Source organism: Croceicoccus sediminis (genome assembly GCF_007570835.1).
Classification (GTDB): domain Bacteria; phylum Pseudomonadota; class Alphaproteobacteria; order Sphingomonadales; family Sphingomonadaceae; genus Croceicoccus; species Croceicoccus sediminis.
Genome location: NZ_SUNC01000003.1, coordinates 130486 through 153383, shown reverse-complemented (window position 1 = coordinate 153383; position 22898 = coordinate 130486). Strand labels below are relative to the sequence as shown.

Sequence of the window (22898 nt, the reverse complement as noted above, 5' to 3'; positions counted from 1 at the left end):
CCGGTCGCCGCCTTTATGACGATGGAAACTATGAAACCCACTCCTTTAGACCGGCTGCGCGAATTCATCGCCAGCGAAAGTGCCGGCGGCATCACCCTGATGATTGCCGCCGCTTTCGCATTGGTGATCGCGAATTCGCCCCTTTTCCCGGCGTATCAGAACCTTCTGTCCACCCCCGTCCTGTTCAGTGCAGGCGATCTGGTCAGGATCGACAAGCCCTTGCTGCTGTGGATCAACGACGGGTTGATGGCGCTGTTCTTCTTCCTGATCGGGCTGGAGGTGAAGCGCGAGATCGTGACCGGCCAGTTGCGCAGCTGGAAGCAGGCTTCGCTGCCGGTCTATGCGGCCCTGGGTGGGATGATTGTCCCGGCGCTCGTCTATGTCGCGATCAACGCCGGATCGCCTGAAAACATTCGCGGCTGGGCGATCCCGGCCGCGACCGATATCGCCTTTGCGCTTGGTCTGCTGGCACTTCTGGGAAGCCGAGTACCGGTGGCTCTCAAGGCGCTGCTGCTCGCCATCGCGATCATCGACGATATCGGCGCCATCGCGATCATCGCGCTGTTCTATACCGAGAATATGAACCTTGGTGCCCTCGCCCTCGCGCTAGTTCCGGCTGCTGGCATGCTCCTGCTCAACCGTACAAGGGTCGCTCGCACCATCCCCTATTTCCTGCTTGGCGCGTTTCTGTGGATCTGCGTGCTCAAGTCCGGGGTTCACGCCACGCTGGCGGGCGTCGTCACGGCGATGTTCGTGCCGATCGCCACGGGTGACGAGCAGCCGCTGGAACGGCTGGAGCATGCGCTGCATCCCTGGGTCGCGTTCCTGATCCTGCCGATTTTCGCCTTTGCCAATGCGGGTGTCTCGTTCGCTGGCGGCGGACTGGACGTGCTGTTCGCTCCGCTATCGCTGGGTATTGCGGCGGGTCTTGTCATCGGCAAGCAGGTGGGCATTTCCGGCGCTTGCTGGTTGGCGGTGAAGACGGGTATGGCGACCCTGCCACCGGGGATCGGCCTGCGCCACGTTTACGGGCTGTCGTGTCTTGCCGGTATCGGCTTCACCATGAGCCTGTTCATCGGTAACCTCGCTTTCGCCGATCCCGGCAGCATCGCGGCGGTAAAGCTGGGCGTGCTCAGCGGCTCGGTCGTCGCGGCCATCGTGGGCGTGATCGTCCTGACGCGGGCATCGCGGGAGAAGGTGAAAGCAATCGAGGCATGATCACGGCCATCCTTCTTGTCGTCGGCGGACTGGTCCTGCTGGTCGTGGGCGGCGAACTGCTGGTTCGCGGGGCGGTCGGCCTTGCCGAAAAAGCGGGGGTCAGCGCGCTTGTCATCGGCCTCGTCATCGTCGGTTTCGGCACATCGATGCCCGAACTGGTCACCAGCGTGGAAGCCGCGATGGCTGGCTCCCCCGCAATCGCGTGGGGCAACATCGCGGGTTCGAACATCGCCAACAGCCTGCTCATCCTGGGGGCGGCCGCACTGGTCGCGCCGATGGCGATCACCGCGAAGAACCGCTGGCGCGATCCGGGCGTCGCGCTGGGCGCAAGCGTGGTTCTGCTATTGCTCGCCATAGCCGGGGCGGGGAGCATGTTGATCGGCGTGGCGCTGATTGTCGGCCTTATCGGCTATATCGCCTGGTGCTACCGCGAAGAACGCCAGGCAGAGCCCAACGTCGTTCACAATGCGCCTTACGACCGGGCGCAAGCACTCGAAATGGCGGATACGGGCTTGCATGCCGCCAGGAACGGGTGGGCCAAGCCGGTCCTTTTGACGTTGCTGGGCCTTGCCGTCCTGGTCGGCGGGGGCAAAATGCTCGTCACCGGGGCCATCGACCTGGCGCGCCTTGCGGGCCTGACCGAGACGCTGATCGGCCTTACCATCGTCGCCATTGGGACTTCGCTGCCGGAGCTGGTCACATCCGTGATCGCCGCACGCAAGGGCGAGGCCGAGGTCGCATTCGGCAATGTCGTGGGATCGAACATCTACAACATCCTGCTGATCGGCGGCACGACGATGCTGCTCGCGCCCGGAGCGATCCCCGCGAACCTCTTGCCGCTCGACATCGGGCTCGTGGTGGCCGGTGCGGTCGCGATCCTTTGCCTTGCCTTCTATCGCAAGGTCACCCGTCTGCCCGCACTCATTCTGCTGGTGACTTACTTCGCCTACATCGGGTTCCTTGTCGCGAACGCCTGATGCTCAAGTGACACCTTTTCGGCCCGCGCCGCCCATTTCGCATGGGCGGCGCGGTGCCTTTGGTTCAGAACGAGAACTTGACGCTGGCGTACCATTCACGCGGTCTTGATACGAAGCCGCGGGTATATTCCGAGCTTGTCTCGCCGCTCACGATGTAGGTCTCGTCGGTGAGGTTCGTTCCCCCGACGGTCAGCTGCCAGGCCCGCGATGCGGCCTCGTAGGTCATGCTGGCACCCAGCAGGCCATAGGCTTCCTGGTACAGCGAAGGCTCGTTCGAGAACTCCTTGTACTGGCCGCTGCGATAGCTGTAGTCGCCGCGGGCGAACAGGTGGCCGCTGTCGTTGTCGAACATGGTCAGCGTCGCGCCGACATGGGCGGTCCACTTCGGCGTGTTGGGCAGGGACAGCGATTCCGCGTTGGGGAAATTGGCCAGCGCGTCCTCGGTAAAGCTGACATACTTTGCATCGATATAGCCAAGGCTTCCGTCGATACGCAGCCATTCCGTGGGTACGAAGCTGGTTTCTACCTCGATGCCCTTGATATGGGCCGTACCCGCGTTGGCCAGCACTGGCACGAATTCGCCGATGGGGCCTTCGCCGTCGGGATCGATGACGTAGGTGACCTGGATGTCCTTGTAGTCGGTATAGAACGCGGCAACGTTGAGGCGCAGACGCCGGTCGAACAGTTCGGACTTCAGGCCGACTTCGAACGCAGATGCCTTTTCGGGCCCGGCGTAGGAGATGATGTCGTCGGGATCGGTGCCGGGCTCCGGTACCACCGCCGGGAAGTAGCGCATGGTGAAGCCGCCGCCCTTGAAGCCCTTGGAATAGCTGGCGTAACCCATGACGTCGGGGGTGAAGTCATAGCTGGCGGTGATCATCGGCGTGAACGACTTGCTGGTCCGCTTGTACCACCCGGCCGGGAAGAGGGGCGAACCCGGTGCCCCGAAGGCACCGTCGATCACGTTCACGAAACCGGGAATCTCGAGCGTCGGGTCGTAATCGTATCCGACCAGTTTTTGCAGGCCCGGATTGAAGCGGCGTTCATCGATCGTGTAGCGCGCGCCAAGCGTGAGCGAGAGGGCATCGGTTGCCTCGTAAGTGAACTGGCCGAACGCGGCGTAACTGTCGTTGCGCACTTTGCCGCCCGAGAGGAACTGAACCAGCAGGAGGTCGACCGGGAAGTACTGCGTCGCCTTTTCATGGCTGTAGAAAAGGCCCGCGACATAGGACAGCCGGCCATCGGCGAAATCGCCGCTGGCCTGGAATTCCTGGCTGAACTGCGTCCAGTCGATGTCCTGTTCGATCGTGCCGAAGAAATAGGGCGAGCTGTAGAGATCCTGGCCGATGTCGACCTGAACGTCGCGGTAGGCGGTGATCGACTTCAGATCGACCGCGCCCCCGCTCCAGTCCAGCACGATGCTGCCGCCCTTGACGTCGGTGTCCGACTGGTTCGGACCCGACGTCGCGGTGCGCTTGCTGTCGAGATCGGTGACGTACTGGCTGTTGTAGCAATAGGGGTTGTCGAAACGCGAATCCCCCGCCTCGGGTAGGCAGACGCCTCCCGGAACGCCCAGGGCGAACAGGTAGGGCAAACCATCTTCATCGTTTGCCTTGAGCAGGATCGAACCCGGCGTCTGTTCGCGGATGCGGGTCGCGTCGAGCGCCAGCGTCGCCATGAGATTGTCGGAAAGATCGGCTTCGAGCACGAGACGTCCGCTCAACCGGTTCATGTTGCCCTGGCGTTCGCCGGTGGGTTCTCCGTCGGGGGTGGTCCGCTTAACGAAACCGTCGCGGCTCTGATAGGCGCCCGACAGGCGCAGTCGGACGGTGTCGGCCAGCGGTCCCGAGATATAGCCCTTGGCATCGAAGCGGTTGTACGAACCGGTGGTCAGCTCTGCACCGGCCTCCAGCGTGCTGGTCGGTCGCTTGGAAAACAGCTGGATCGCGCCGCCGATCGTGTTCTTGCCGAACAGCGTTCCCTGCGGCCCGCGGAGCACTTCGATCCGTTCGATGTCGACGGTGTCGAGCAGCGAGCCCATCGATTTGCCGACATAGACGCCATCCATGTAGACCCCGACGCCCGGTTCCACCGTCACGACATAGTCGGTCTGCCCGATACCGCGGATGGAAATCTGGCTCGACGCGCCGCCGCCCGATTCACTGGCCGCGTTGTCGAACTGCACGTTGGGGACGAAATTCGTCAGGTCGGACGAAGACTGCATGTTGCGCTCTTCCAGCGCTTCTGCGCCGAAGGCCGAAACGGCGATCGGGGTCGATTGCACGTTTTCCTCGCGCCGGCGGGCGGTCACGACGATCTCGTCGAGCTTGCCAGAACGGGTCTGTGCGCTGTCCGTCCCGCTACCTTCGGTCGTCTGCGCCATTACCGGGGCGCTGGTGGCCAGAAGGACGGCTGCAAGAGATAAACCCAAGTATCTTGGTGCGTTGTATTCGTAGGCCATGTTTCACCTCCCTAGGTGTGCGGGCGTTCAGGATTGCGTTGTGCGTTCTTCCAGGAACTTCCTCAGGATATTGGCCGTCATCGCGGCCACGTCGTTGTCGCCGCCATTCGACAGCAGGCACGATGACCATGCTATCGACGCGGCGGAAAAGGTCTGGGCGCCGGACGGATCGCGGCGATAGGTCAGGTGGCACGACGGCGCGGCCTGCGGGCCGGTTGCGATCATGTCCTCGATTGCGAGGAAGGCCGGATCGCCCAGCGCGGCGGCACTGGCGACGACGACGGTATCGGTCGGCGTGCCCAGCGAATGGCGGGAGGAATCGACTTCGAATCCTGCCGGTCCGCCTGACAGGGTGCCATGGGCATCGACCGTGTCGCCGACACCTTCGAACATCCAGTCGAAGTCCGCCGTCGCATCATCGGTGCGGCGAAAGGCGCTGCCCTTGCCGAAGGAAACCGCGCTGGTCCCCGTGCCGACCAGCCGTTGGGCCGATCGCCCGCGCCAGCGCCACAGTCCCGACAGTTCGCCGGTGGCCGCCTGTCGCGCTTCGCCCGGTTCCGATTGCCAGGGGATCGTTCCCCCGAAACCCCGACGAATTTCGACGACGTCGCCTTCTTCGGCAAAGACCGAGGTCACGGCATAGAATGCATTGCCGCCCATGTGCAGGATGTTGCCGCCGCGCCGAGTATGTCCGGCCAGGGCGTCGAGGACCTGTTCGCTGACATATTCGGGGTGGCTGCCGGTCATGACGCAGCGGTATCCGGCCAGCGCGTCGGCGCCGCGTTCGTGCAGGCAGAAATCTGTGACGATGTCGACCGGTTGGCCGATCTGGCGCAACCAGTCGAGGATCAGGATATCGCCGCTCAACTGGTGCGGTCCCTGCAGCAGGGGGTGCACGTAGTCGGCCCGCATGTTGACCAGCGGACGGCGGAGGCCTGCATGGGCGACACCGGTGTTGTCACCGTGCCGGTCATAGGGGCTGAGGAGCCTTTGCCCTTCGGCCCAGCGTTCGAGCGGTCCGACGATCTCGTCCAGCGGCGCACCGGCAATGGCCTCGATGTCGGGGCTGCCCCACCAGTGCCTTTCGTTGGCGTAGGCTAGGTAGCTGAATAGCGGCACAAGGAACGCGACAGGCGCGCGTGGCTCGGGCGAAGTGACGAAGAAGGGCAGGCAGTCGGAGCCTTCCTCCCCCTCAACCACAAAGCCATAGGTACCGGGCGGCAGGTCCGCCGGAACCTCGAACGAAAACGTTTCGGGCCAATCGGCGTCGACCAGGTCGTCGTCGTGAAAGGCGATGGCGTCGTATTCCTCGGGCGCCTCGGCCCATCCGGTCGAATTGCCGCGCCAGTCGGGGCCTGTCATGCCCTTTTGCGGGCGATTGAGCAGTGTGCCGTGGCGGCCATCCGGTCCGGCGTCGTGGACGATGCGCGATGCCGGGGCGCGGCCCAGTTCCCAACGGGCGACCGGCCTGTCGCCATCGTCGATGCGGGGACGCGCGATCTTGCCGTCGTAATGGCCAATGCGTGCGTCACCTGCCGCGATGGCGGCAAGGCAGAACGGTCCGGCCTCTTGAAGCGGGACCGCGCTTACCGCCGGGAAGCTGCATTCGCGGCTGATGTAGCCATCGTCGGTCTGTGCTGACAGATGAAGGCTTTCGTTCGCGAACCGCATCTCGCAATGGGTCCAACGGAGCGAGGGGAGGGGTGTCGCGCTGCGCACCCGCTGTCCGCGCCATTCTGCTTCCAAATGGCCCTCGGCATCGAGGAACAGGCCGTGCCCCTCACCCCACGAGATGATGCCTTGCCGATCCCCGCGCGCCGGCCTTGTCGGCCAGACCGAAAGCGAAATGCGAGGGGCCTGAGGGGGCGGTACGCCCGCATCGACGGTCATGCAGCTACCCACGGCGACGGACGGCATTCCGGGTGTGAAGCTTCCCTCTATCTCGCTCGGTACCGTAGAGCGGCGGGCCGGGTCGGCTGTCAGTTCGACAAGCCTGACCCGAACCGCGCCCGGGGCATGAAGGTGCGCACCGATCCGGCCGCCGGGGGCGACGTGCAGGCTACTGGTATATCCTGTGATGCGCGCTTCGTTCATGATTTCACGTGGTGTCCATAGGGTTCGGCAACGGTCAGAACCGGACGCTGCTTCACGACGAGCTTGCCATCCTCGACGTCGAAATATTCGGTCGAGACGTCTTCGTCGGCGTCGCGGTTTTCTTCGCGGTCGAGGTCGTAGCAGTCACCGGCGGGGCCGGTTGAACGGGCCAGGATCGGTTCGATCAGTGCAAGGTCTTCGCTCGTCAGGTCGAAATCGAACACCGACAGATTGGCCGCAAGGTGGCGGGAATGGCGCGATCCCATGATCACGGCGGCAACGCCGGGCTGGTCTAGGACGAAGCGGCTGGCAACCGCGGCGATCCCGACGCCGTGACGCCTGGCGATCGTCGACAGCGCCGAAAGCAGTTCTTGGTACAGTGCCCAGCCGCCGAAATCGACGATGATGCGATAGTATTTGTCGAGCGAGACATTCTCGAACGCGGGCTTGCCCGGATCCGCGATGCCCAGCCATTTCTCGCTCAGCAGGCCGCCTGCGATCGTGCCGTAACACATCAGCCCGATGTCGTTGGCCTGGCAGTAGTCGGCCATCCCGTTCATAGCGCGCCGGTCGGTCAGCGAATACTGCACCTGGTTCGAAACGATATCGACGCCTGCATCGACCAGCTTGGCCAGTTCGACGACGTTGTAGTTCGTCGCGCCGATGTGGTGGATCTTGCCGTCCTTCTGAAGCTCCTGCAGCCAGAGCGCGGTTTCGACGCCGCCGGGGATGTCATAGTTCCACCAGTGCAGCTGGACGAGATCGAGACGCTCGACGTTCAGCCGCTTGAGCGAACGGTCGATGATATCGACGACGTTCTGCCGCCCGTGGGCGCGAAGTTCGTCCTCCTGCAGGAAAGCCGGCACGTACTTGGTATGCACCGCCACCGCATCGGCGGCAGATGCGCCGCGCTCTTCGCGAAGGCGGGCGATGAAGCGGCCGATCCTTTCCTCGACGCCGTAATAGATGTCGCCGCAGTCATAAGCGGTAATCCCGGCATCGAGATGTTCGACCATGTGCGTGTACATGGCTTCGTTGTCATCGACCGAGGGGCTGTGATCGTCGGCGATCTGCCAGTTGCCCTTGATGATGCGCGGAGTGGAGAAATCCGCCCTCAGGTCTATGCGTGGTACGGTCATTGTCACGAGGTTCCTTGTTTACTGTTCGCCGGTCGGAAGGGCGGAGTTCTCGGCATGGCTTTGCATGCGCCGGTCGAGGCGGCGGATGCGGAAACGCCCTCCGCAATGCGGATCGGGACAGGCGATCACCGCGTCGCTCAGCATCCAGTCGTTGGGGTGCAGTTCGCGCTGTTTGGCCGGCAGGATCGGAAGGATCGCAGCCAGCGAATACATCGGGAAACGCACGCCGGGGCCCATCGTGATCAGGTCGTCGTCAGTCACCGTGAACCAGTCACCGACATGATGCCGACAAATCATCGGCACCCCTTCGGCCTGCTCTACCTCGACCCTCAGGTCGTAAAGCGGGTAACCGTCTTGCGGCTCGTTCTGCTCCAAGTCTGCATCCTTTTCGGTGGCGACAGGATTTTCGGTTGAAGGCAGACGCTATGGGAGGGCGTGATATAATTCTCACGCTCCATCGCCAATTTTATAAGATTGTTGCTAATCTTTCATAATTGCCGATAATTCACGTGAACAATGGCGTACGACATGAGGGTGACCCACATGCAATGCACGCATCACCAGGGATTCGACTGGTATCGCGGCCTTCCCGCAGGCTTCGAGCAGAAGACCTCGTTTACCGACGACAGACGCCGTTCGGTAAGCTGGTTCCTGCACCGCCTGCCCGAACGGACGGAGACGATGTCCGACCACTCGGATGACCCTGTCATAAGCCTCGAGATCGATGCCGATGGCACCATTGAGCGGGAGATCGACGGCAAGTGGCAGCACGCAAAGCTGCGCGACGACACCCTGACCCTTACGCCCGCCGGGGCGCCCTGCAACTGGCACTGGATGGGCAAGCCGCTCGATATCGTCGATGTCTACCTGCCCAAGGAACTGCTGCAATCGACCTGGTACGAAATGCATCGTGCGCGCGGGAGTGAAATCAATCTCAGCCCGCTGCTCCAACTGAAGGACACGGGTCTCAGTTTCCTGCTCCGCTCGCTCGTCGCTTCGGGAAACAGCGCGCACACCCACTCCGCGCTTCTGCGCGAAACGCTTACCAATCACATCATCGTCTATGTCCTTGGCCTGTCCGGCGCGATCCTGCGCGCCGACCCGGTCCCGACCAGCCAGTTGTCGCTACCGCAGACGCGGCGGGTCCAGGAATTCGTCGAAGCCAGGATGGACCGGAACATCAGCCTGGACGATCTTGCCGAGATCGCGGGGGTGAGCAAATCGCACTTCCTGCGTCTCTTTCGAAATCGCACCGGTCAGACCCCCTATGCCTACCTGACCGAGAGGCGGCTGCAGCATGCTGCCGACCTGCTTGCGCAAAGCGGCTTGCCGATCGGAGAGATCTCCGCGCGATGCGGTTTCAACAGCCAGGCTCATTTTGCCCAGGTCTTCCGCGCCCGCCACGGAATTACGCCGCGAGAGTACCGCAAGCTCATGCTCAACTGAGCAGGCGGGCGCGCCCCACCGGAAATTCAGCCACAGGAAATTCAGATAGACGCCATGACGACGAATAACCCCGAAGTTCGCGAAATCCCGCGGGGCCTGACGCTCCTGGGAATGTTTCTCGTCGTCGTCGGCATGCAGGTGTTCATCATCCAGCCCGGCCTTATCGCGATCATCGCAGGGCGGCTGAACCTGACGGAGGACTGGGCCGGATACATCGCATCGGGTGAGATGGCGGGAATCGCTGCGGCTACGATCCTTCTGGCATTCGTCGGGACGCGCTGGTCTTGGCCGAAAACGGCCGTGGCAGGCGCGGCGCTGGCCCTGGCCGGAAACCTCGCCTCCGTGTTCATCACTGATCCGGCGCTGTTCCTGGCGTCCAGAACCGTCGCCGGCTTCGGTTGCGGTTTCCTGATCTCCATCGGCTATTCGGTCGTGGGCCTGTCGAGCAATGCCGATCGCGATTTCGGGCGATTGATCAGCCTCGTCCTTGTCTATGGCGCGGCAGGCGTCTTCGTCCTGCCGACCGCCGATGCCCTGATCGGTCTTGGCGGGATCATGGCCGTGCTGGCGGCGCTCAATCTCGTCGCAATCCCGATGGCCATGCGCCTGCCCACGTCCGGACACTCGGCAGTGACGGCCCATGGCGAGCTTGCCGCAGAAGCGCCGATGGAAAGTGCCCGCATGCGGCCGGTGCCCGTGCTGATCGCCGGGGGGCTGTTCTTCCTTGGTCAGGGCTTTGTCTGGGCATTCCTCAGCCTCATCGGACTATCCTTCGGTATCGCGGAACAGGCGGTGGCCAACGGGCTGATGGTGGCCCAACTGGCCGGTATCGGGGGCGCGTTCTGCCTGGCGTGGCTGGGCGGGCGATATTCGCAGTCCACGTTCCTGATCGTGGGTTCGCTTGCCTCGTTCCTCCCGCTGCTCGCCCTGCTGGGCGGCGCTTCGGCGGTCGGCTACGGGGCGGGGGTCACGGTCTTCAACTTTGCCGCGAACCTGCTCACGCCGTTGCTGATGGCGATGGCCGCAGTTGCCGATACCAGCGGCAAGACGGTACAGCGGGCTGCCGCCGTGCAAATGATCGGCCTGGCCGCCGGCCCCGCGCTGGCGGCGCCGCTTGCTGCCAGTTTTGGATTTCCGACAGTGCTGGTCGTCGCGTCCGCGCTATTCGCCTCGACCGCGATTGCCGGGATCTATGCCCTGCGCAGTCGCCAGCATCACGCGGCGAAAACGGAAGGGCTGGCCGCGTGATCGGTCCGCGAAATGCAATGGACAGACGCGCTTCGGCATTAGGCTGAGCAAACCGCCCTGAGGACACATCCGTAATTCCATCCTCAAATCGCGCGTTTTGCGAAATACCTGTCCCAATTAATTTCCGAATCGGAATAAATGGGAAAAATCTCTCCTACCCCTCGTCCGCTATCGTCGCGGTGGAGGAGAGGTGATGTCAAACCGTGCCAAGCTAAGCCTGTACGTGCCGGAGCCGAATGCGCGCCCCGGTGAGCGACCTGGCTTCGAACATTTCGAGATTCCGGCTGCCGGAGCAGTCCGCTGCCCCGATATCGGCGCGCCGGAGCGCGAGTTGCGTGATCTCCCCTATACCCTGATCCGGGTACTCGACGATCAGGACGCTGCCGTTGGGCCCTGGGACCCGAAGTTGTCGACCGACACGATGATCGCGGGTCTGCGCGCCATGATGTTGACGCGCACGTTCGATGATCGCCTGTTCCGCGCACACCGTCAGGGCAAGACCAGCTTCTACATGAAGTCCACCGGGGAAGAGGCGATCGGCGCTGCCCAGTCTCTGGCGCTTGACGAGGGGGACATGAGCTTTCCCACTTATCGCGTTCTCAGCTGGCTCATGGCGCGGGGCTATCCGCTGAAAGACCTGGTGAACCAGATTTTCAACAACGCCGAAGACCCGCTTCAGGGGCGGCAGCTGCCGATCCTCTATTCCGCGCGCGACTACGGGTTCTACTCGCTGTCCGGCAACGTGGGCAGCCGGTTCGGCCACGCGGTGGGTTGGGCCATGGCGTCGGCCTATTCCGAAGACGACAAGATCGCGCTGGCGTATATCGGCGAGGGGACCACGGCCGAGGGCGACTTTCACGAGGCCCTGACTTTCGCCTCGGTCTATCATGCGCCGGTCATCCTGTGCGTCACGAACAACCAGTACGCGATTTCTTCCCATGCCGGGATTGCAGGGGCTGACGAGACGACTTTCGCGGCCAAGGCGATCGGTTACGGCATTCCCGGCCTGCGCGTCGACGGTAACGATTTCCTCGCTGTCTGGGCAGCGACCGAATGGGCGGCCGAACGGGCCCGCAGCAACCGCGGCGCGACGCTGATCGAGTTTTTCACTTATCGCGCCGAGGGGCATTCGACTTCGGACGACCCGACCAAGTATCGCCCCGCCGACGAGCCGTCCGCCTGGCCACTGGGCGATCCGCTCGACCGTCTGAAGCGTCACCTGATCGCGATCGGCGCATGGGACGAGGAACGACACGCTGCGCTGGCGGCAGAGCTCGATACCGCGGTGCGCGCCGCCGTGAAGGAGGCTGAGAAGATCGGCACCCTGGGCAAATCGAAACCCCCGGTCGAACAGATGTTCGAAGGCGTGTTCGAGGAACCCGATTGGCGCCTGATTGAACAGCGCCGCGAAGTGGAGGGTTTGTAATGCCCTCAATGAACATGATCCAGGCGCTTAATTCCGCGCTCGACGTCATGCTGGAGCGTGACCCCAAGGTGCTGATCTTCGGCGAGGATGTCGGCTATTTCGGCGGCGTCTTCCGGGTGACCGACAAGTTGCAGGAAAAGCATGGCCTGAAGCGTTGTTTCGACGCGCCGATTTCGGAAGGCGGCATTATCGCGACCGCCATCGGCATGGGTGCCTATGGCCTGAGGCCGGTGCCCGAAATCCAGTTTGCCGACTACATCCTGCCCGCGTTCGACCAGCTCGTGTCCGAGGCGGCGCGACTGCGTTACCGCTCTGGCGGCGAATTCTGGGCCCCGATCACCGTGCGTTCGCCCTATGGCGGCGGCATCTTCGGCGGACAGACCCATAGCCAGAGCCCGGAGGCGATCTTTGCGCATATCACGGGATTGAAGACGGTGATCCCGTCCAACCCCTACGATGCCAAGGGGCTGCTGATCTCTTCGATAGAATGCAACGACCCGGTCATCTTCCTTGAACCCAAGCGGCTTTACAACGGGCCGTTCGACGGGCGTCACGATCAGCAGGTGAAGCCCTGGGCCGGACATCCCGATGCCGAAGTGCCCGAGGGGCACTATACCGTGCCGCTGGGCAAGGCCGCCGTCGTCCGCGAAGGCGAGGCGGTGACCGTGCTGGCATACGGCACGATGGTTCACGTCGCGCTGGCGGGAATAGAGGACAGCGGCGTCGATGCCGAATTGATCGACCTGCGCTCCATCGTGCCGCTCGACATCGATACGATCGTCGAATCGGTGAAGAAGACCGGGCGCTGCGTGATCCTTCACGAAGCGTCCCGATACGGCGGTTTCGGCGGCGAGCTTACGGCCCTGGTGCAGGAACGCTGCTTCCATTGGCTGGAAGCGCCGGTGGAACGCGTGGCCGGCTGGGACACGCCGTACCCCCACGCATTCGAATGGGACTATTTCCCCGGACCAAAGCGCCTTGCGACCGCGCTTCACAAAGTCATGCAGGATTGATCGGCCATGGGCACCTTTAGCTTCAAGCTTCCCGACATCGGAGAAGGCATCGCAGAGGCGGAGATCGTCTCCTGGCACGTCGCGGTGGGCGACATGGTCGAGGAAGACGCGCCGCTGGCCGACCTGATGACCGACAAGGCGACGGTCGAGATGACTTCGCCGGTGACGGGCCGGATCACCCGGCTTTCGGGCGAGGTGGGTGAAATGCTCGCGATCGGCTCCATCCTCGCAGAACTGGAAGTCGAAGGCGACGTCGACGCCCAGCCGGAGCCAGAGCCTGCGCCCGAAGCACCTGCCGCACCGGCAGAGGTTAAGGAGCCCGACCCGGTTCCCGAACCCGTCGAAGCCAAGCCCGAGCCCGAGCCCAAGCCCGAGCCGGAACCTGCACCCGATCCGGCCCCGGTGGCCGAGCGTCAGCGCGTTCTTGCATCGCCTGCTGTCCGCAAGCGGGCCAAGGACCTTGGCATCGATCTCGCCGACGTGAAACCCGCCGAGGACGGGCGCGTCCGTCATGGCGATCTCGACGCGTTTCTGAGCTACAATGCGGGCGGCGGCTATCGTCCCGCCGGCGGCAAGCGAGAGGACGAGCAGGTCCGCGTGATCGGCATGCGCCGTCGCATCGCGGAAAGCATGGCGGCGTCGAAGCGCCATATCCCGCACTTCACTTATGTCGACGAGATCGACGTGACCAAGCTGGAGGAGCTGCGCGCCGACCTTAACGCTACGCGCGGGGCCAAGCCGAAGCTCACCATGCTGCCGTTGCTGATCACCGCGATCTGCAAGACGCTACCCGATTTTCCGATGATCAACGCCCGCTATGACGACGAGGCCGGGATCGTGAATCGTTCGGGCGCGGTCCATCTGGGCATGGCGACGCAGACCGATGCCGGGCTGATGGTGCCAGTGATCCGCAACGCCGAGAGCCGCAATATCTGGCAGCTGGCGAGCGAGATCGTTCGCCTTGCAGAGGCGGCACGCAGCGGCAACGCGACCTCGCAGGAACTGTCAGGCTCGACTCTGACACTCACCTCGCTCGGCCCGATGGGCGGCATTGCCTCGACCCCGGTCATCAACCGGCCCGAAGTGGCGATCATCGCTCCCAACAAGGTGGTGGAGCGGCCCATGTTCCGCGGCGACAAGGTCGTCGCCGCCAAGTTGATGAACCTGTCGATCAGCTGCGATCACCGCGTCGTCGATGGCTGGGATGCGGCAAGCTATGTCCAGGCTATCAAGCGCCTGCTCGAAACGCCTGCGCTGCTGCTGGCCGATTGACTGGAAGGCATGCCCATGTCCGACAAGCCCCGCACGCTCTACGAAAAGATCTGGGACGCGCATGTCGTCCAGCGCCGCGATGACGGCACGTGCCTGATCTACATCGACCGCCATCTCGTTCACGAGGTGACCAGCGCGCAGGCCTTCGAAGGTCTGCGCCTTGCCGGGCGCAAGCTGCGCCGTCCCGACCTGACGCTGGCGGTTCCCGATCACAACCTGCCCACGACAGCGCGGCTGGACGCGGATGGCAAACGCATTCCCATCGCTGACGCGCAATCGGCAACGCAGCTCGCCGCTCTGGAAGCGAACGCGCCTGCCTTCGGCGTGCGCTATATCGATGCCGTTGCGGCGGAACAGGGCATCGTCCACGTCGTGGGGCCGGAGCAGGGTTTCTCGCTGCCCGGTGCCACTATCGTCTGCGGCGACAGCCATACTTCCGCGCATGGCGGGCTGGGCGCGCTGGCGTTCGGCATCGGCACCAGCGAGGTCGAACATGTCATGGCGACACAGACGCTGTTGCTCGCCCCGTCGAAGACGATGGAAGTGCGCGTCGACGGTGTGCTTGGCCTGGGCGTGACGCCCAAGGACGTGATCCTGCACGTGATCGGCGTGATCGGCGCGGCAGGCGGCAACGGCCATGTCATCGAATATACGGGCAACGTCTTTCGCGAGATGTCGATCGAGGGGCGGCTGACGGTTGCCAACATGTCGATCGAGGCCGGTGCCCGCGCCGGTCTGATCGCGCCGGACGAGACGACGTTCGCCTATCTGCGCGGACGGCCGATGGCGCCCACGGGCGACAAGTGGGACAAGGCGCTGGCCTGGTGGAAGACGCTGCCCACCGATCCGGGCGCGCAATACGACAAGGTCGTCGTAATCGACGCGGCCGATATCGCACCGTGCCTGACATGGGGGACCAGCCCCGAGGACGTGGTGCCGATCACCGGCGTCGTGCCCGACCCGGCCAGCTTTGCCGATCCGTCGAAGCGGGCGGCGGCGCAGAAGTCGCTCGAATACATGGACCTGGCCCCCGGTACGCCGATGCAGGAAATCCCGGTCGAGAATATCTTCATCGGCAGTTGCACCAACAGCCGGATCGAGGATTTGCGCGCCGCTGCAGCGGTGGTGAAGGGCCGCAGGATCGCCGCCAACGTGCGGCAGGCGCTGATCGTGCCCGGCTCCGGCCTCGTCAAGCGTCAGGCCGAGGCAGAGGGGCTGGACCGCTTGTTCATCGATGCCGGGTTCGAATGGCGCGAGCCGGGATGTTCGATGTGCCTTGCCATGAACCCCGACAAGGTGCCGCCGGGCGAACGCTGCGCCTCTACATCGAACCGCAATTTCGTCGGACGGCAGGGACCGGGGTCACGGACTCATCTCGTCAGCCCGGCCATGGCCGCGGCGGCGGCGGTTACCGGCCATCTCGCCGATGTCCGCGACCTTGCTCCCCTGGGAGAGAACGCATGAAGCCGATCCAGGTCGTCGAGGGGCGGGCCATCCCGCTCGGCCTCAAGAACGTCGATACCGACGTGATCATTTCCGCGCAGTATCTCAAGACCATTACCCGCAAGGGGCTGGGCCAGGGGGCGTTCGAGACGATCCGTGCGCAGCCCGGCAACATCTTCGACGATCCTGCATTCGCCAGGGCCAACATCCTGATCGCGGGCGACAACTTCGGTTGCGGATCCAGCCGGGAACACGCGGCCTGGGCGCTCACCGACATGGGCATCGTCGCGGTCATCGCGCCGAGTTTTTCGGACATCTTTTCGGGCAATGCCTTCAAGAACGGAATTCTCACCGTCGTGCTGTCGCAGGAGGTGGTGGACCGGCTGCTCGAAGTCGCGAAGACCGACCCGATCAGGATCGACCTCGAAGCGCAGACGGTGACGACGCCGTTTCAGGATCGCTTCGAATTCGAGATCGACCCATTCCGCAAGCATTGCCTGATCGGCGGTCTCGACGAGATCGGCATGACGCTGTCCGAAGACGCCGCGATTGCCGAATTCGAGACGGCAATGGCCTGCGACCGGCCCTGGCTGTGAACATAGACATGAATGAAAAGGACCAAGAGATGTTGATTGCACTGCTGCCCGGCGACGGGATCGGTCCCGAAGTCATTGCCGAGGCGGTCCGCGTTCTCGAAAAGGTGACGGGCGACCGGCTGAGTTTCGAAACCGGCGCGGTCGGCGGTGCGGCGTACAAGGCATCGGGACATCCGCTGCCGCCCGAAACGCTCGACATCGCACGGCGTGCGGACGCGATCCTGTTCGGCGCGGTTGGCGATCCCGATTGCGACCGGCTGGAGCGTCACTTGCGGCCCGAACAGGCGATCCTGGGCCTTCGCAAGGAACTGGGCTTTTTCGCCAACCTGCGGCCCGCGACGCTGTTCAAGGAACTGGCCGATGCCTCCGCGTTGCGGCCCGAAGTGGCGCAGGCGATCGACATGGTGATCGTGCGCGAACTGGGCGGGGACGTCTATTTCGGCGAAAAGGGTATGCGCAAGACCGCGTCGGGCCGCCGCGAGGGCTATGACATCATGTCCTATGACGAGGACGAGGTCGCCCGCATTGCCCGCGCCGGTTTCGAAACCGCGCGCGCCCGGCGCAAAAAGCTGTGCAGCGTCGACAAGGCCAACGTGCTCGAAACCTCGCAGCTGTGGCGCGATGTCGTCATCGAAATCTCGGCCGAGTATCCCGATATCGAGCTTAGCCACATGTACGTCGACAATGCCGCGATGCAGCTGGTGCGCAACCCCGGTCAGTTCGACGTGATCGTTACCGGCAACCTGTTCGGCGACATTCTGTCTGACCTTGCCTCGATGTGTGCAGGTTCGATCGGCATGCTACCGTCCGCCTCGCTCGATGCGACGCAGAAGGGACTTTACGAACCCATCCACGGATCGGCCCCCGATATCGCCGGGCAGGGCAAGGCCAACCCGCTCGCCACGATCCTGTCGGCGGCCATGATGCTGCGCTACTCGCTGTCGATGGGCGAGGAGGCGGACCGCATCGAGGCGGCAGTGGCAAAGGCGCTGGAAGGCGGGGCCCGCACGCCGGACCTGGGCGGTGCATTCACGACAAGCCAGATGGGCGATGCCGTCCTGGCGGCGCTTTGATGGGCGCGACCGACAGCCTCGACAGTGCAGGACGCGATGGAGAACCGAACGCGATGATCGACCCCCGCTATTTCCGCGAAGTCCTCTCGGCCTATCCGACCGGGGTCTGCGTGATCTGTGCGCAAGGCGAGGACGGACGCAGGCACGCGATGGTCGTCGGCTCGTTCTCGTCCATCTCGCTCGATCCGCCGCTGGTGGGGTTCTACCCGGCGAAGACTTCGTCAAGCTGGCAGGAAATTGCCAAGGTCGGTCGGTTCTGCGTCAGCGTGCTGGGCGATCACCAGCTCGAATATTGCAAGCGTTTTGCCGCCAGCGCACCAGACAAGTTCGCCGGGTTGAGCCACAGGTCGAGCCCGGCCGAACAGCCGGTTCTCGATGACGTGCTGGCCTGGATCGACTGCGTCATCGAATTCACCCACGAGGTCGGCGATCACCTGCTCGTGGTCGGGCGCGTGGAGCAGCTCAAGAAAGAGAGCGATGGCCTGCCGCTCCTCTTCTTTGGCGGCGGGTATCACAAGATAGAGGGCCTCACGGAGTAGAGCCCGGAGCGGAACAAGAAGGTTGCGCTCGGCCTATATTTAATACATGTATTATTTGAGGGTTCCGGAGTGGTCATAGCCAACCGCCCGGCAAAGGAAAGAAACTGCCGACCGATACGGTTCGTGGCAGGACGACAGGAGGAGAGGAAAACCCGGGAGCACCCGATCGATTGCAACCGGTCGAGCGTGCGCAACATGTTCGGTGGCCACGATGCGGTTACGCGGGAATGGCAACGAATCCTGAAATAGCGACTGGCGAAAAAGGTTCTTCGGAATGGCCGAATATCCGCCGCAGGTGCGTTGACAAATTAATACCCGTATAATATCGCTCCCGGCGATAAGTATGGGAAACTTCTGCGCCGACAGGTCAGTCCAAAGTCGGATCAGGTAATTGTTTTCTCTGACAAAAAATCAATCTCATTGGGATGAGGGCATTGAAATGAAGGTAAGACTTTCACTGTTGTGCGGGGCTGCGGCCCTTACCGTTCTGGCGCAGCCCGTCGCGGCACAGACCGCCGATGAACCGCAGGCCGATACCACGGCCAGCGAGCCGGCCCCTTCGATGATGGGCGACATCATCGTCACTGCCCAAAGGCGCGAGCAGCGTCTTCAGGACGTGCCGATCACCATCAGCGCGATCGGTGGATCGACCCTTGAGAATACCGGCGTTTCCGGCACGTCTCAGCTGCAGTCCGTTGTGCCGAACCTGGTCGTCAACAGGTCGGTCGGCACGGCCAGCCCGTTCCTGCGCGGGATCGGAACGGCGTCTGCCGACATCGCCGCCGAAAGCTCGGTCGCGATCTATGTCGACGGTGTCTACCAGCCGTCCATCTACGCCAACGTCTTCGAGTTCAACGGTGTCGAGCGTATCGAAGTGCTGAAGGGGCCGCAGGGCACCTTGTTTGGCCGCAATGCGACAGGTGGCGTGGTGCAGGTCGTCACGAAGGCGCCCAGCTTCAATCCCGAAATGAACTTTGCCGTCAGCTATGGCAATTACGAAACGGTGGGTGCGAACGCCTATGTTTCGGGCGGCCTGAGCGACAGCGTGGCGGCAAACCTGGCCGTTCAGTACCAGAACCAGAACGATGGCTGGGGCAAGAACATCACGCTGGGAACGGACGATTACTACGCACGCGATTTCAATGCGCGCGGCAAGATCCTGCTTACGCCCGGTGTCGACACCGAAATAACGCTCGCGGGCAACTATTCGGATTTCAAGCATCACAACATCGCGGCGCAGAATCCTCCGGGCGCAGGCGTGGGCGACTTTATCGGCGAATACCGCTTCGCGGGGAACGTCGATGCGTTTTCCAATGGTGAGAGCTATGGCGGATCACTTACCGCAACGCATGATTTCGGCTCTTTCCAGATAAGGAATATCGCGGCCTATCAGAAATTCGATGGAACCCAGGCGATCGATCAGGATGCTTCGCCAGCGCCGATCGTCAAAGGTGACTTCGTCATCAACACCCGCATGATTTCGGAAGAATTTCACGTCCTGGCCCCCTCCGATGCCGATTTCCAGTGGCTGGCGGGTGTCTACTATTACAACTACAATGCCTCGACCAATCCTGTGCAGATCACCGGGTTTGCTTTCGACCCGAATTTCCCTTTGGGAGATCCCACCCTCTTCAACCCCAATGCAGGTGTTGATGTTCGCGGGTTGAGCAAGGTGCGATCGATCTCCGCATTTGCCCAGGCGACATATCCGGTGACCGACCAGCTCAGCGTGACCGGCGGTATCCGGTACACCCGGGACAAGGTGATCTATACCGGGTCACTGGCTGTGGCGAACACGTCGATATTCATCGATCCGGAGCAGACCAAGTCCACAGTATTCGAGAAGCCGACATGGCGGCTTTCGCTGGACTATCAGTTCAATCCCGAAGTCCTGGGGTATGTTTCCTACAACCGGGGCACGAAATCGGGAGGTTTCGCCCTCGGCACTTCGCCGAGCTTCAATGACGGTTATGAGCCGGAACGGCTGGATGCTTATGAAGCCGGTCTGAAAACCCAGATCTTGGGTGGTTCCGTCACGTTCAACACGGCGGCTTTCTACTATGCGTTCGAGAACATCCAGTTCCAGCGCGTCGTTGCCGGTGTCGTCGAGACGGTGAACGGGCCGTCGGCGAAGCTCTACGGTCTGGAAGCGGAACTTAGTGGCAGGGTCACGCCCGAACTGACGCTGCGCGCCAATGGCGGCTATCTGCACACGCGGATCGGCGACTTCCCCGGTGCCCCGAACACGAACCGCTTGCCCAGCGGCTTCAACGACCGCGGCGATCCGACGTACAACGCGAAAGGCAATCGCCTGCCCAATGCTCCGAAATTCTCGGGCAACATCGGTTTTGAATATCGCCAGCCGGTCGGTGCCGGTGCGGTCCGGCTGAGCAGCAATCTGCTCTATGCCGGGAAGGCCTACAACGAACTGGACAACCGCCTTTTCGTGAAGGAGCACGAGGTGCTGTCCGCGTCGCTCGGCTGGGAAGGCGACGATGGCCTGCGGGTATCGGTCTGGGGCAATAACCTCACCGACTCCTACTACTACGTGTTCCAGGCCGGTGTGTCCGGAGGAACGGACATCGCACAGCCTGCCGCACCCCGTACTTACGGCGTGACGCTGGGATACGATTTCTAAAGATGGATCGGCGTCGGCGGGGAGAGATTCTTCGCCGGCGCCATACCTTTTTTGCGGATAGCCTGCGTTGGCACGGGCTTCTTGCCGCATGGCAGAGATGCCCGGTTCGTCTGGCCGCGACGATACCAGTTTCCAGCACAGATGCTGCGCCGAATGGCCCGTTATTTTGCGAACGTTCTGACCAGTGATGTCGTGCCGCTGCGGTTGCTCCAGCCTCTCGTCCGCTTTTTGCAACCGCTGGTCCATAACGATTGCCTGCGTTTAATTTTCATGTAAGTTAATTAACCAAGAGACAAGCCGGGTCGATCGGATACCGCGTAAACCGACGGATTCGACTGGATGAAATGGCGTGGGGTTTCCTCACCCTCTGGACATTCGGGCCGCCGGCATAATTGGGAAGGAAATTGAAATGGCTACGTTCCTGCCGGATGAATCGTTCGAAAGCTATTCCGAGCGTCTGTCCCAGTTCTTCAAGATGAAGCGCGAGGACGGCATCATCGAAGTGCGGGTGCATACGAACGGTGCAGAGGCGCTGTTCGGTCTCGAAATGCATCGTGCCTTCGCCCAGATGTTCCGCGCCGTCGGCGCAGACCGCGAGAACGAGGTCATGATCCTGACCGGAACCGGCGACCACTGGGTCAAGTCGGTCGACCCCGACACCAGCGTTGGCAAGGAGATCGACGGCAAAGCCCCGCCGCCGTTCACCGATATCATCTACGACACGTTCCACATCGACGGGACCAAGATCGTCGAGGAGATGATCTGGAGCGTGAACATTCCGGTCATCGCCGCGATGAACGGGCCGGGCTTTCACGCCGAATGTCCCCTGCTGGCCGACATCACGCTGTGCACGCCCGATACCACCTTCGTTGAGCCGCACTTCACCCTGGGCCTCGTTCCCGGGGACGGCAATTTCCTGATCCTGCAGGAACTCATGGGCATGAAACGTGCGAACAAGGCGATGTACCTGGGGCAGCCGGTCACCGCGGACCAGGCGCTGGACTGGGGCCTGGTGACCGACATCGTGCCGCGCGACGATCTGATGAAGCAGGCATGGGCCATGGCCAGGCATCTGATGGCGCGCCCCCGCGAGGTTCGCGGCTTTACGACCAACGTTGCGCGGCAGCGCTGGAAGAGCCTGTTCACCCGCGAATTCGCGCTGCACCTGTCGCATGAAGTGACCGCGGCGCTGATCCGACCGGTCCATATCGACGGACAGCCCGATGTCGTGTCGGGCAAGACGGGCTATTTCGAAATGAAGTGATTGCGCCCGATTGCCTGCACTCAACAGGCAATCGGGTCGAGATCGCCTTTAGGGCCGAAGAGTTGCGCCCAATATTAACATTAGTGACAATAAACTGTGCAAGCCGAAGCGTTTCGGCAAACTGCATGAATCCATCTTGGGAGACGGAACGATGAAAGTACTGGTCACAGCTGCATACGGTCATCAGGGCAAGATCCTGATCCCCAAACTTGCCGCCGCCGGCTTCGATGTCCGCGGTGCGCGCGGCACGCCGGGGCGCGATGAAGAAGTGCTGGCGCTGGGCGCCAAGGAAGTCTTCGTCGGCGATCTCAGCGATCCCAAGGTCTATGCCGAGGCGCTCGACGGCTGCGATTCGGTCTACCATATCGGCCCGGGCGCCCACCCGCGCGAACAGGCGATGGGCTACGCCATGGCAGAAGCCGCCAAGAAGGTCGGCACGAAGCACGTCGTGCTCCTGTCGCTGCTGCAGCCTTTCATCGACATCATCCAGCACCGCTACAAGCTGGATCACGAACTGGCGCTGGTTCAGGCAGGCCTCAATTTCACGGCCCTGCGGCCCTGCGATTACATGATGCCCGAAGTCTACGTGGCCCCGGCGGTCGAGGCGGGTATCCTGCCGACCTTCCACGAAGACCTCACTCGCAAGCACAGCTATCTCTCGCTCGAAGACCTGACCGATGTTGCGCTCAAGGTGCTGGTCGAAGGCTCGGCGCACTATTTTGCCACATACGAGCTGGCCGGCCCCGACAAGATCGACTCTCTCGCGATGGCCCACATCCTGTCCCGTGTGATTGGCCGCGAAGTCACGGCGGTCGCGAAGACGCCCCAGGACCTGATCGACGCGCTGTGGGCGACGCGCGATCCCAATGCCGATTTCTCGCACCAGGAGAAGATCATCCGGTCGATCATGGCATGGTACAAGGATTACGATTTCGTGGGCAATCCGCGCACCCTGGAATGGCTGCTGGGACGCCCCGCGACGACGTTCGAGCAATTCGCGAGCAAGGCCTACGAAGACATCTCCGCCGGTCGGCAGCCCTGAGGACGAGAT

At 62.8% G+C, this 22898-nt stretch carries 18 protein-coding genes; 14 read left to right on the top strand and 4 right to left on the bottom strand.

What is annotated here, in order from left to right; all coding sequences use genetic code 11:
- Positions 1–15: 15 nt before the first annotated feature.
- Positions 16–1218, top strand: a complete 1203-nt coding sequence (nhaA, locus tag FAX90_RS11420; protein WP_144097548.1) for a Na+/H+ antiporter NhaA — start codon at positions 16–18, stop codon at positions 1216–1218.
- The gene (locus FAX90_RS11415) at positions 1215–2195 is read left to right on the top strand and encodes a calcium/sodium antiporter (protein WP_144097547.1); all 981 of its coding nucleotides are present in this window, start codon (positions 1215–1217) and stop codon (positions 2193–2195) included. The genes nhaA and FAX90_RS11415 overlap by 4 nt, the downstream gene beginning before the upstream one ends.
- Positions 2196–2259: 64 nt before the next feature.
- Here FAX90_RS11415 and FAX90_RS11410 read toward each other — a convergent pair whose 3' ends face one another.
- The 4 genes from FAX90_RS11410 to FAX90_RS11395 all read right to left on the bottom strand — a co-directional run bounded on the left by FAX90_RS11410 (position 2260) and on the right by FAX90_RS11395 (position 8264).
- Positions 2260–4578, bottom strand: a complete 2319-nt coding sequence (locus FAX90_RS11410) for a TonB-dependent receptor (protein ID WP_144097546.1) — start codon at positions 4576–4578, stop codon at positions 2260–2262.
- Between the two features lie 105 nt (positions 4579–4683).
- The gene (locus FAX90_RS11405; RefSeq protein ID WP_144097545.1) at positions 4684–6750 is read right to left on the bottom strand and encodes a N,N-dimethylformamidase beta subunit family domain-containing protein; all 2067 of its coding nucleotides are present in this window, start codon (positions 6748–6750) and stop codon (positions 4684–4686) included.
- Positions 6747–7889: an aldo/keto reductase gene (locus FAX90_RS11400; RefSeq protein ID WP_144097544.1), complete on the bottom strand. Its 1143-nt coding sequence runs from the start codon at positions 7887–7889 to the stop codon at positions 6747–6749. The genes FAX90_RS11405 and FAX90_RS11400 overlap by 4 nt, the downstream gene beginning before the upstream one ends.
- Before the next feature lie 18 nt (positions 7890–7907).
- The gene (locus FAX90_RS11395) at positions 7908–8264 is read right to left on the bottom strand and encodes a TIGR04076 family protein (RefSeq protein ID WP_240704874.1); all 357 of its coding nucleotides are present in this window, start codon (positions 8262–8264) and stop codon (positions 7908–7910) included.
- A 153-nt stretch (positions 8265–8417) separates the two neighbouring features.
- Here FAX90_RS11395 and FAX90_RS11390 point away from each other — a divergent pair, with 153 nt between their 5' ends.
- The 12 genes from FAX90_RS11390 to FAX90_RS11335 all read left to right on the top strand — a co-directional run bounded on the left by FAX90_RS11390 (position 8418) and on the right by FAX90_RS11335 (position 22889).
- Positions 8418–9335 carry an AraC family transcriptional regulator gene (locus tag FAX90_RS11390; RefSeq protein WP_170234958.1) on the top strand — a complete coding sequence of 306 codons (918 nt, stop codon included), beginning with the start codon at positions 8418–8420 and terminating at the stop codon, positions 9333–9335.
- A gap of 54 nt (positions 9336–9389) precedes the next feature.
- Positions 9390–10583, top strand: a complete 1194-nt coding sequence (locus FAX90_RS11385) for an MFS transporter (RefSeq protein WP_144097542.1) — start codon at positions 9390–9392, stop codon at positions 10581–10583.
- A 193-nt stretch (positions 10584–10776) separates the two neighbouring features.
- Positions 10777–12009 (top strand): thiamine pyrophosphate-dependent enzyme, encoded by a 1233-nt coding sequence (locus FAX90_RS11380; protein WP_144097541.1) that lies wholly within the window; start codon positions 10777–10779, stop codon positions 12007–12009.
- A gap of 8 nt (positions 12010–12017) precedes the next feature.
- A complete protein-coding gene (locus tag FAX90_RS11375; protein WP_276612321.1) occupies positions 12018–13022 on the top strand; it encodes an alpha-ketoacid dehydrogenase subunit beta in 1005 nt (334 codons plus the stop codon).
- Positions 13023–13028: 6 nt separating this feature from the next.
- Complete coding sequence (locus tag FAX90_RS11370; RefSeq protein ID WP_144097539.1) at positions 13029–14294, top strand: dihydrolipoamide acetyltransferase family protein; 1266 nt, start codon at positions 13029–13031, stop codon at positions 14292–14294.
- Between the two features lie 15 nt (positions 14295–14309).
- The gene (gene leuC / locus FAX90_RS11365) at positions 14310–15758 is read left to right on the top strand and encodes a 3-isopropylmalate dehydratase large subunit (RefSeq protein ID WP_144097538.1); all 1449 of its coding nucleotides are present in this window, start codon (positions 14310–14312) and stop codon (positions 15756–15758) included.
- Entirely contained in the window at positions 15755–16333 is a 579-nt protein-coding gene (leuD, locus tag FAX90_RS11360; RefSeq protein ID WP_144097537.1) for a 3-isopropylmalate dehydratase small subunit, read from the top strand. The genes leuC and leuD overlap by 4 nt, the downstream gene beginning before the upstream one ends.
- A gap of 29 nt (positions 16334–16362) precedes the next feature.
- Entirely contained in the window at positions 16363–17406 is a 1044-nt protein-coding gene (gene leuB, locus FAX90_RS11355; protein WP_144097536.1) for a 3-isopropylmalate dehydrogenase, read from the top strand.
- Positions 17406–17945 (top strand): flavin reductase family protein, encoded by a 540-nt coding sequence (locus FAX90_RS11350; protein WP_420810974.1) that lies wholly within the window; start codon positions 17406–17408, stop codon positions 17943–17945. The genes leuB and FAX90_RS11350 overlap by 1 nt, the downstream gene beginning before the upstream one ends.
- A 439-nt stretch (positions 17946–18384) precedes the next feature.
- The gene (locus FAX90_RS11345) at positions 18385–20583 is read left to right on the top strand and encodes a TonB-dependent receptor (RefSeq protein ID WP_144097535.1); all 2199 of its coding nucleotides are present in this window, start codon (positions 18385–18387) and stop codon (positions 20581–20583) included.
- A gap of 409 nt (positions 20584–20992) precedes the next feature.
- Entirely contained in the window at positions 20993–21847 is an 855-nt protein-coding gene (locus FAX90_RS11340; RefSeq protein WP_144097534.1) for an enoyl-CoA hydratase/isomerase family protein, read from the top strand.
- A 151-nt stretch (positions 21848–21998) separates the two neighbouring features.
- Positions 21999–22889 (top strand): SDR family oxidoreductase, encoded by an 891-nt coding sequence (locus FAX90_RS11335; protein WP_144097533.1) that lies wholly within the window; start codon positions 21999–22001, stop codon positions 22887–22889.
- The last annotated feature ends 9 nt before the right edge of the window (positions 22890–22898 follow it).

What these genes read in the sequence shown, in the direction of transcription:
- FAX90_RS11380 (WP_144097541.1), top strand. Translation starts at nt 10,777, where the DNA reads ATGTCAAACCGTGCCAAGCTAAGCCTGTACGTGCCGGAGCCGAATGCG.
- leuB (WP_144097536.1), top strand. Translation starts at nt 16,363, where the DNA reads ATGTTGATTGCACTGCTGCCCGGCGACGGGATCGGTCCCGAAGTCATT.
- FAX90_RS11415 (WP_144097547.1), top strand. Translation starts at nt 1,215, where the DNA reads ATGATCACGGCCATCCTTCTTGTCGTCGGCGGACTGGTCCTGCTGGTC.
- FAX90_RS11390 (WP_170234958.1), top strand. Translation starts at nt 8,418, where the DNA reads ATGAGGGTGACCCACATGCAATGCACGCATCACCAGGGATTCGACTGG.
- nhaA (WP_144097548.1), top strand. Translation starts at nt 16, where the DNA reads ATGACGATGGAAACTATGAAACCCACTCCTTTAGACCGGCTGCGCGAA.
- FAX90_RS11370 (WP_144097539.1), top strand. Translation starts at nt 13,029, where the DNA reads ATGGGCACCTTTAGCTTCAAGCTTCCCGACATCGGAGAAGGCATCGCA.
- FAX90_RS11400 (WP_144097544.1), bottom strand. Translation starts at nt 7,889, where the DNA reads ATGACCGTACCACGCATAGACCTGAGGGCGGATTTCTCCACTCCGCGC.
- leuD (WP_144097537.1), top strand. Translation starts at nt 15,755, where the DNA reads ATGAAGCCGATCCAGGTCGTCGAGGGGCGGGCCATCCCGCTCGGCCTC.
- FAX90_RS11345 (WP_144097535.1), top strand. Translation starts at nt 18,385, where the DNA reads ATGAAGGTAAGACTTTCACTGTTGTGCGGGGCTGCGGCCCTTACCGTT.
- FAX90_RS11375 (WP_276612321.1), top strand. Translation starts at nt 12,018, where the DNA reads ATGAACATGATCCAGGCGCTTAATTCCGCGCTCGACGTCATGCTGGAG.
- FAX90_RS11350 (WP_420810974.1), top strand. Translation starts at nt 17,406, where the DNA reads ATGGGCGCGACCGACAGCCTCGACAGTGCAGGACGCGATGGAGAACCG.
- FAX90_RS11405 (WP_144097545.1), bottom strand. Translation starts at nt 6,750, where the DNA reads ATGAACGAAGCGCGCATCACAGGATATACCAGTAGCCTGCACGTCGCC.
- FAX90_RS11335 (WP_144097533.1), top strand. Translation starts at nt 21,999, where the DNA reads ATGAAAGTACTGGTCACAGCTGCATACGGTCATCAGGGCAAGATCCTG.
- leuC (WP_144097538.1), top strand. Translation starts at nt 14,310, where the DNA reads ATGTCCGACAAGCCCCGCACGCTCTACGAAAAGATCTGGGACGCGCAT.
- FAX90_RS11385 (WP_144097542.1), top strand. Translation starts at nt 9,390, where the DNA reads ATGACGACGAATAACCCCGAAGTTCGCGAAATCCCGCGGGGCCTGACG.
- FAX90_RS11410 (WP_144097546.1), bottom strand. Translation starts at nt 4,578, where the DNA reads ATGGCGCAGACGACCGAAGGTAGCGGGACGGACAGCGCACAGACCCGT.
- FAX90_RS11340 (WP_144097534.1), top strand. Translation starts at nt 20,993, where the DNA reads ATGGCTACGTTCCTGCCGGATGAATCGTTCGAAAGCTATTCCGAGCGT.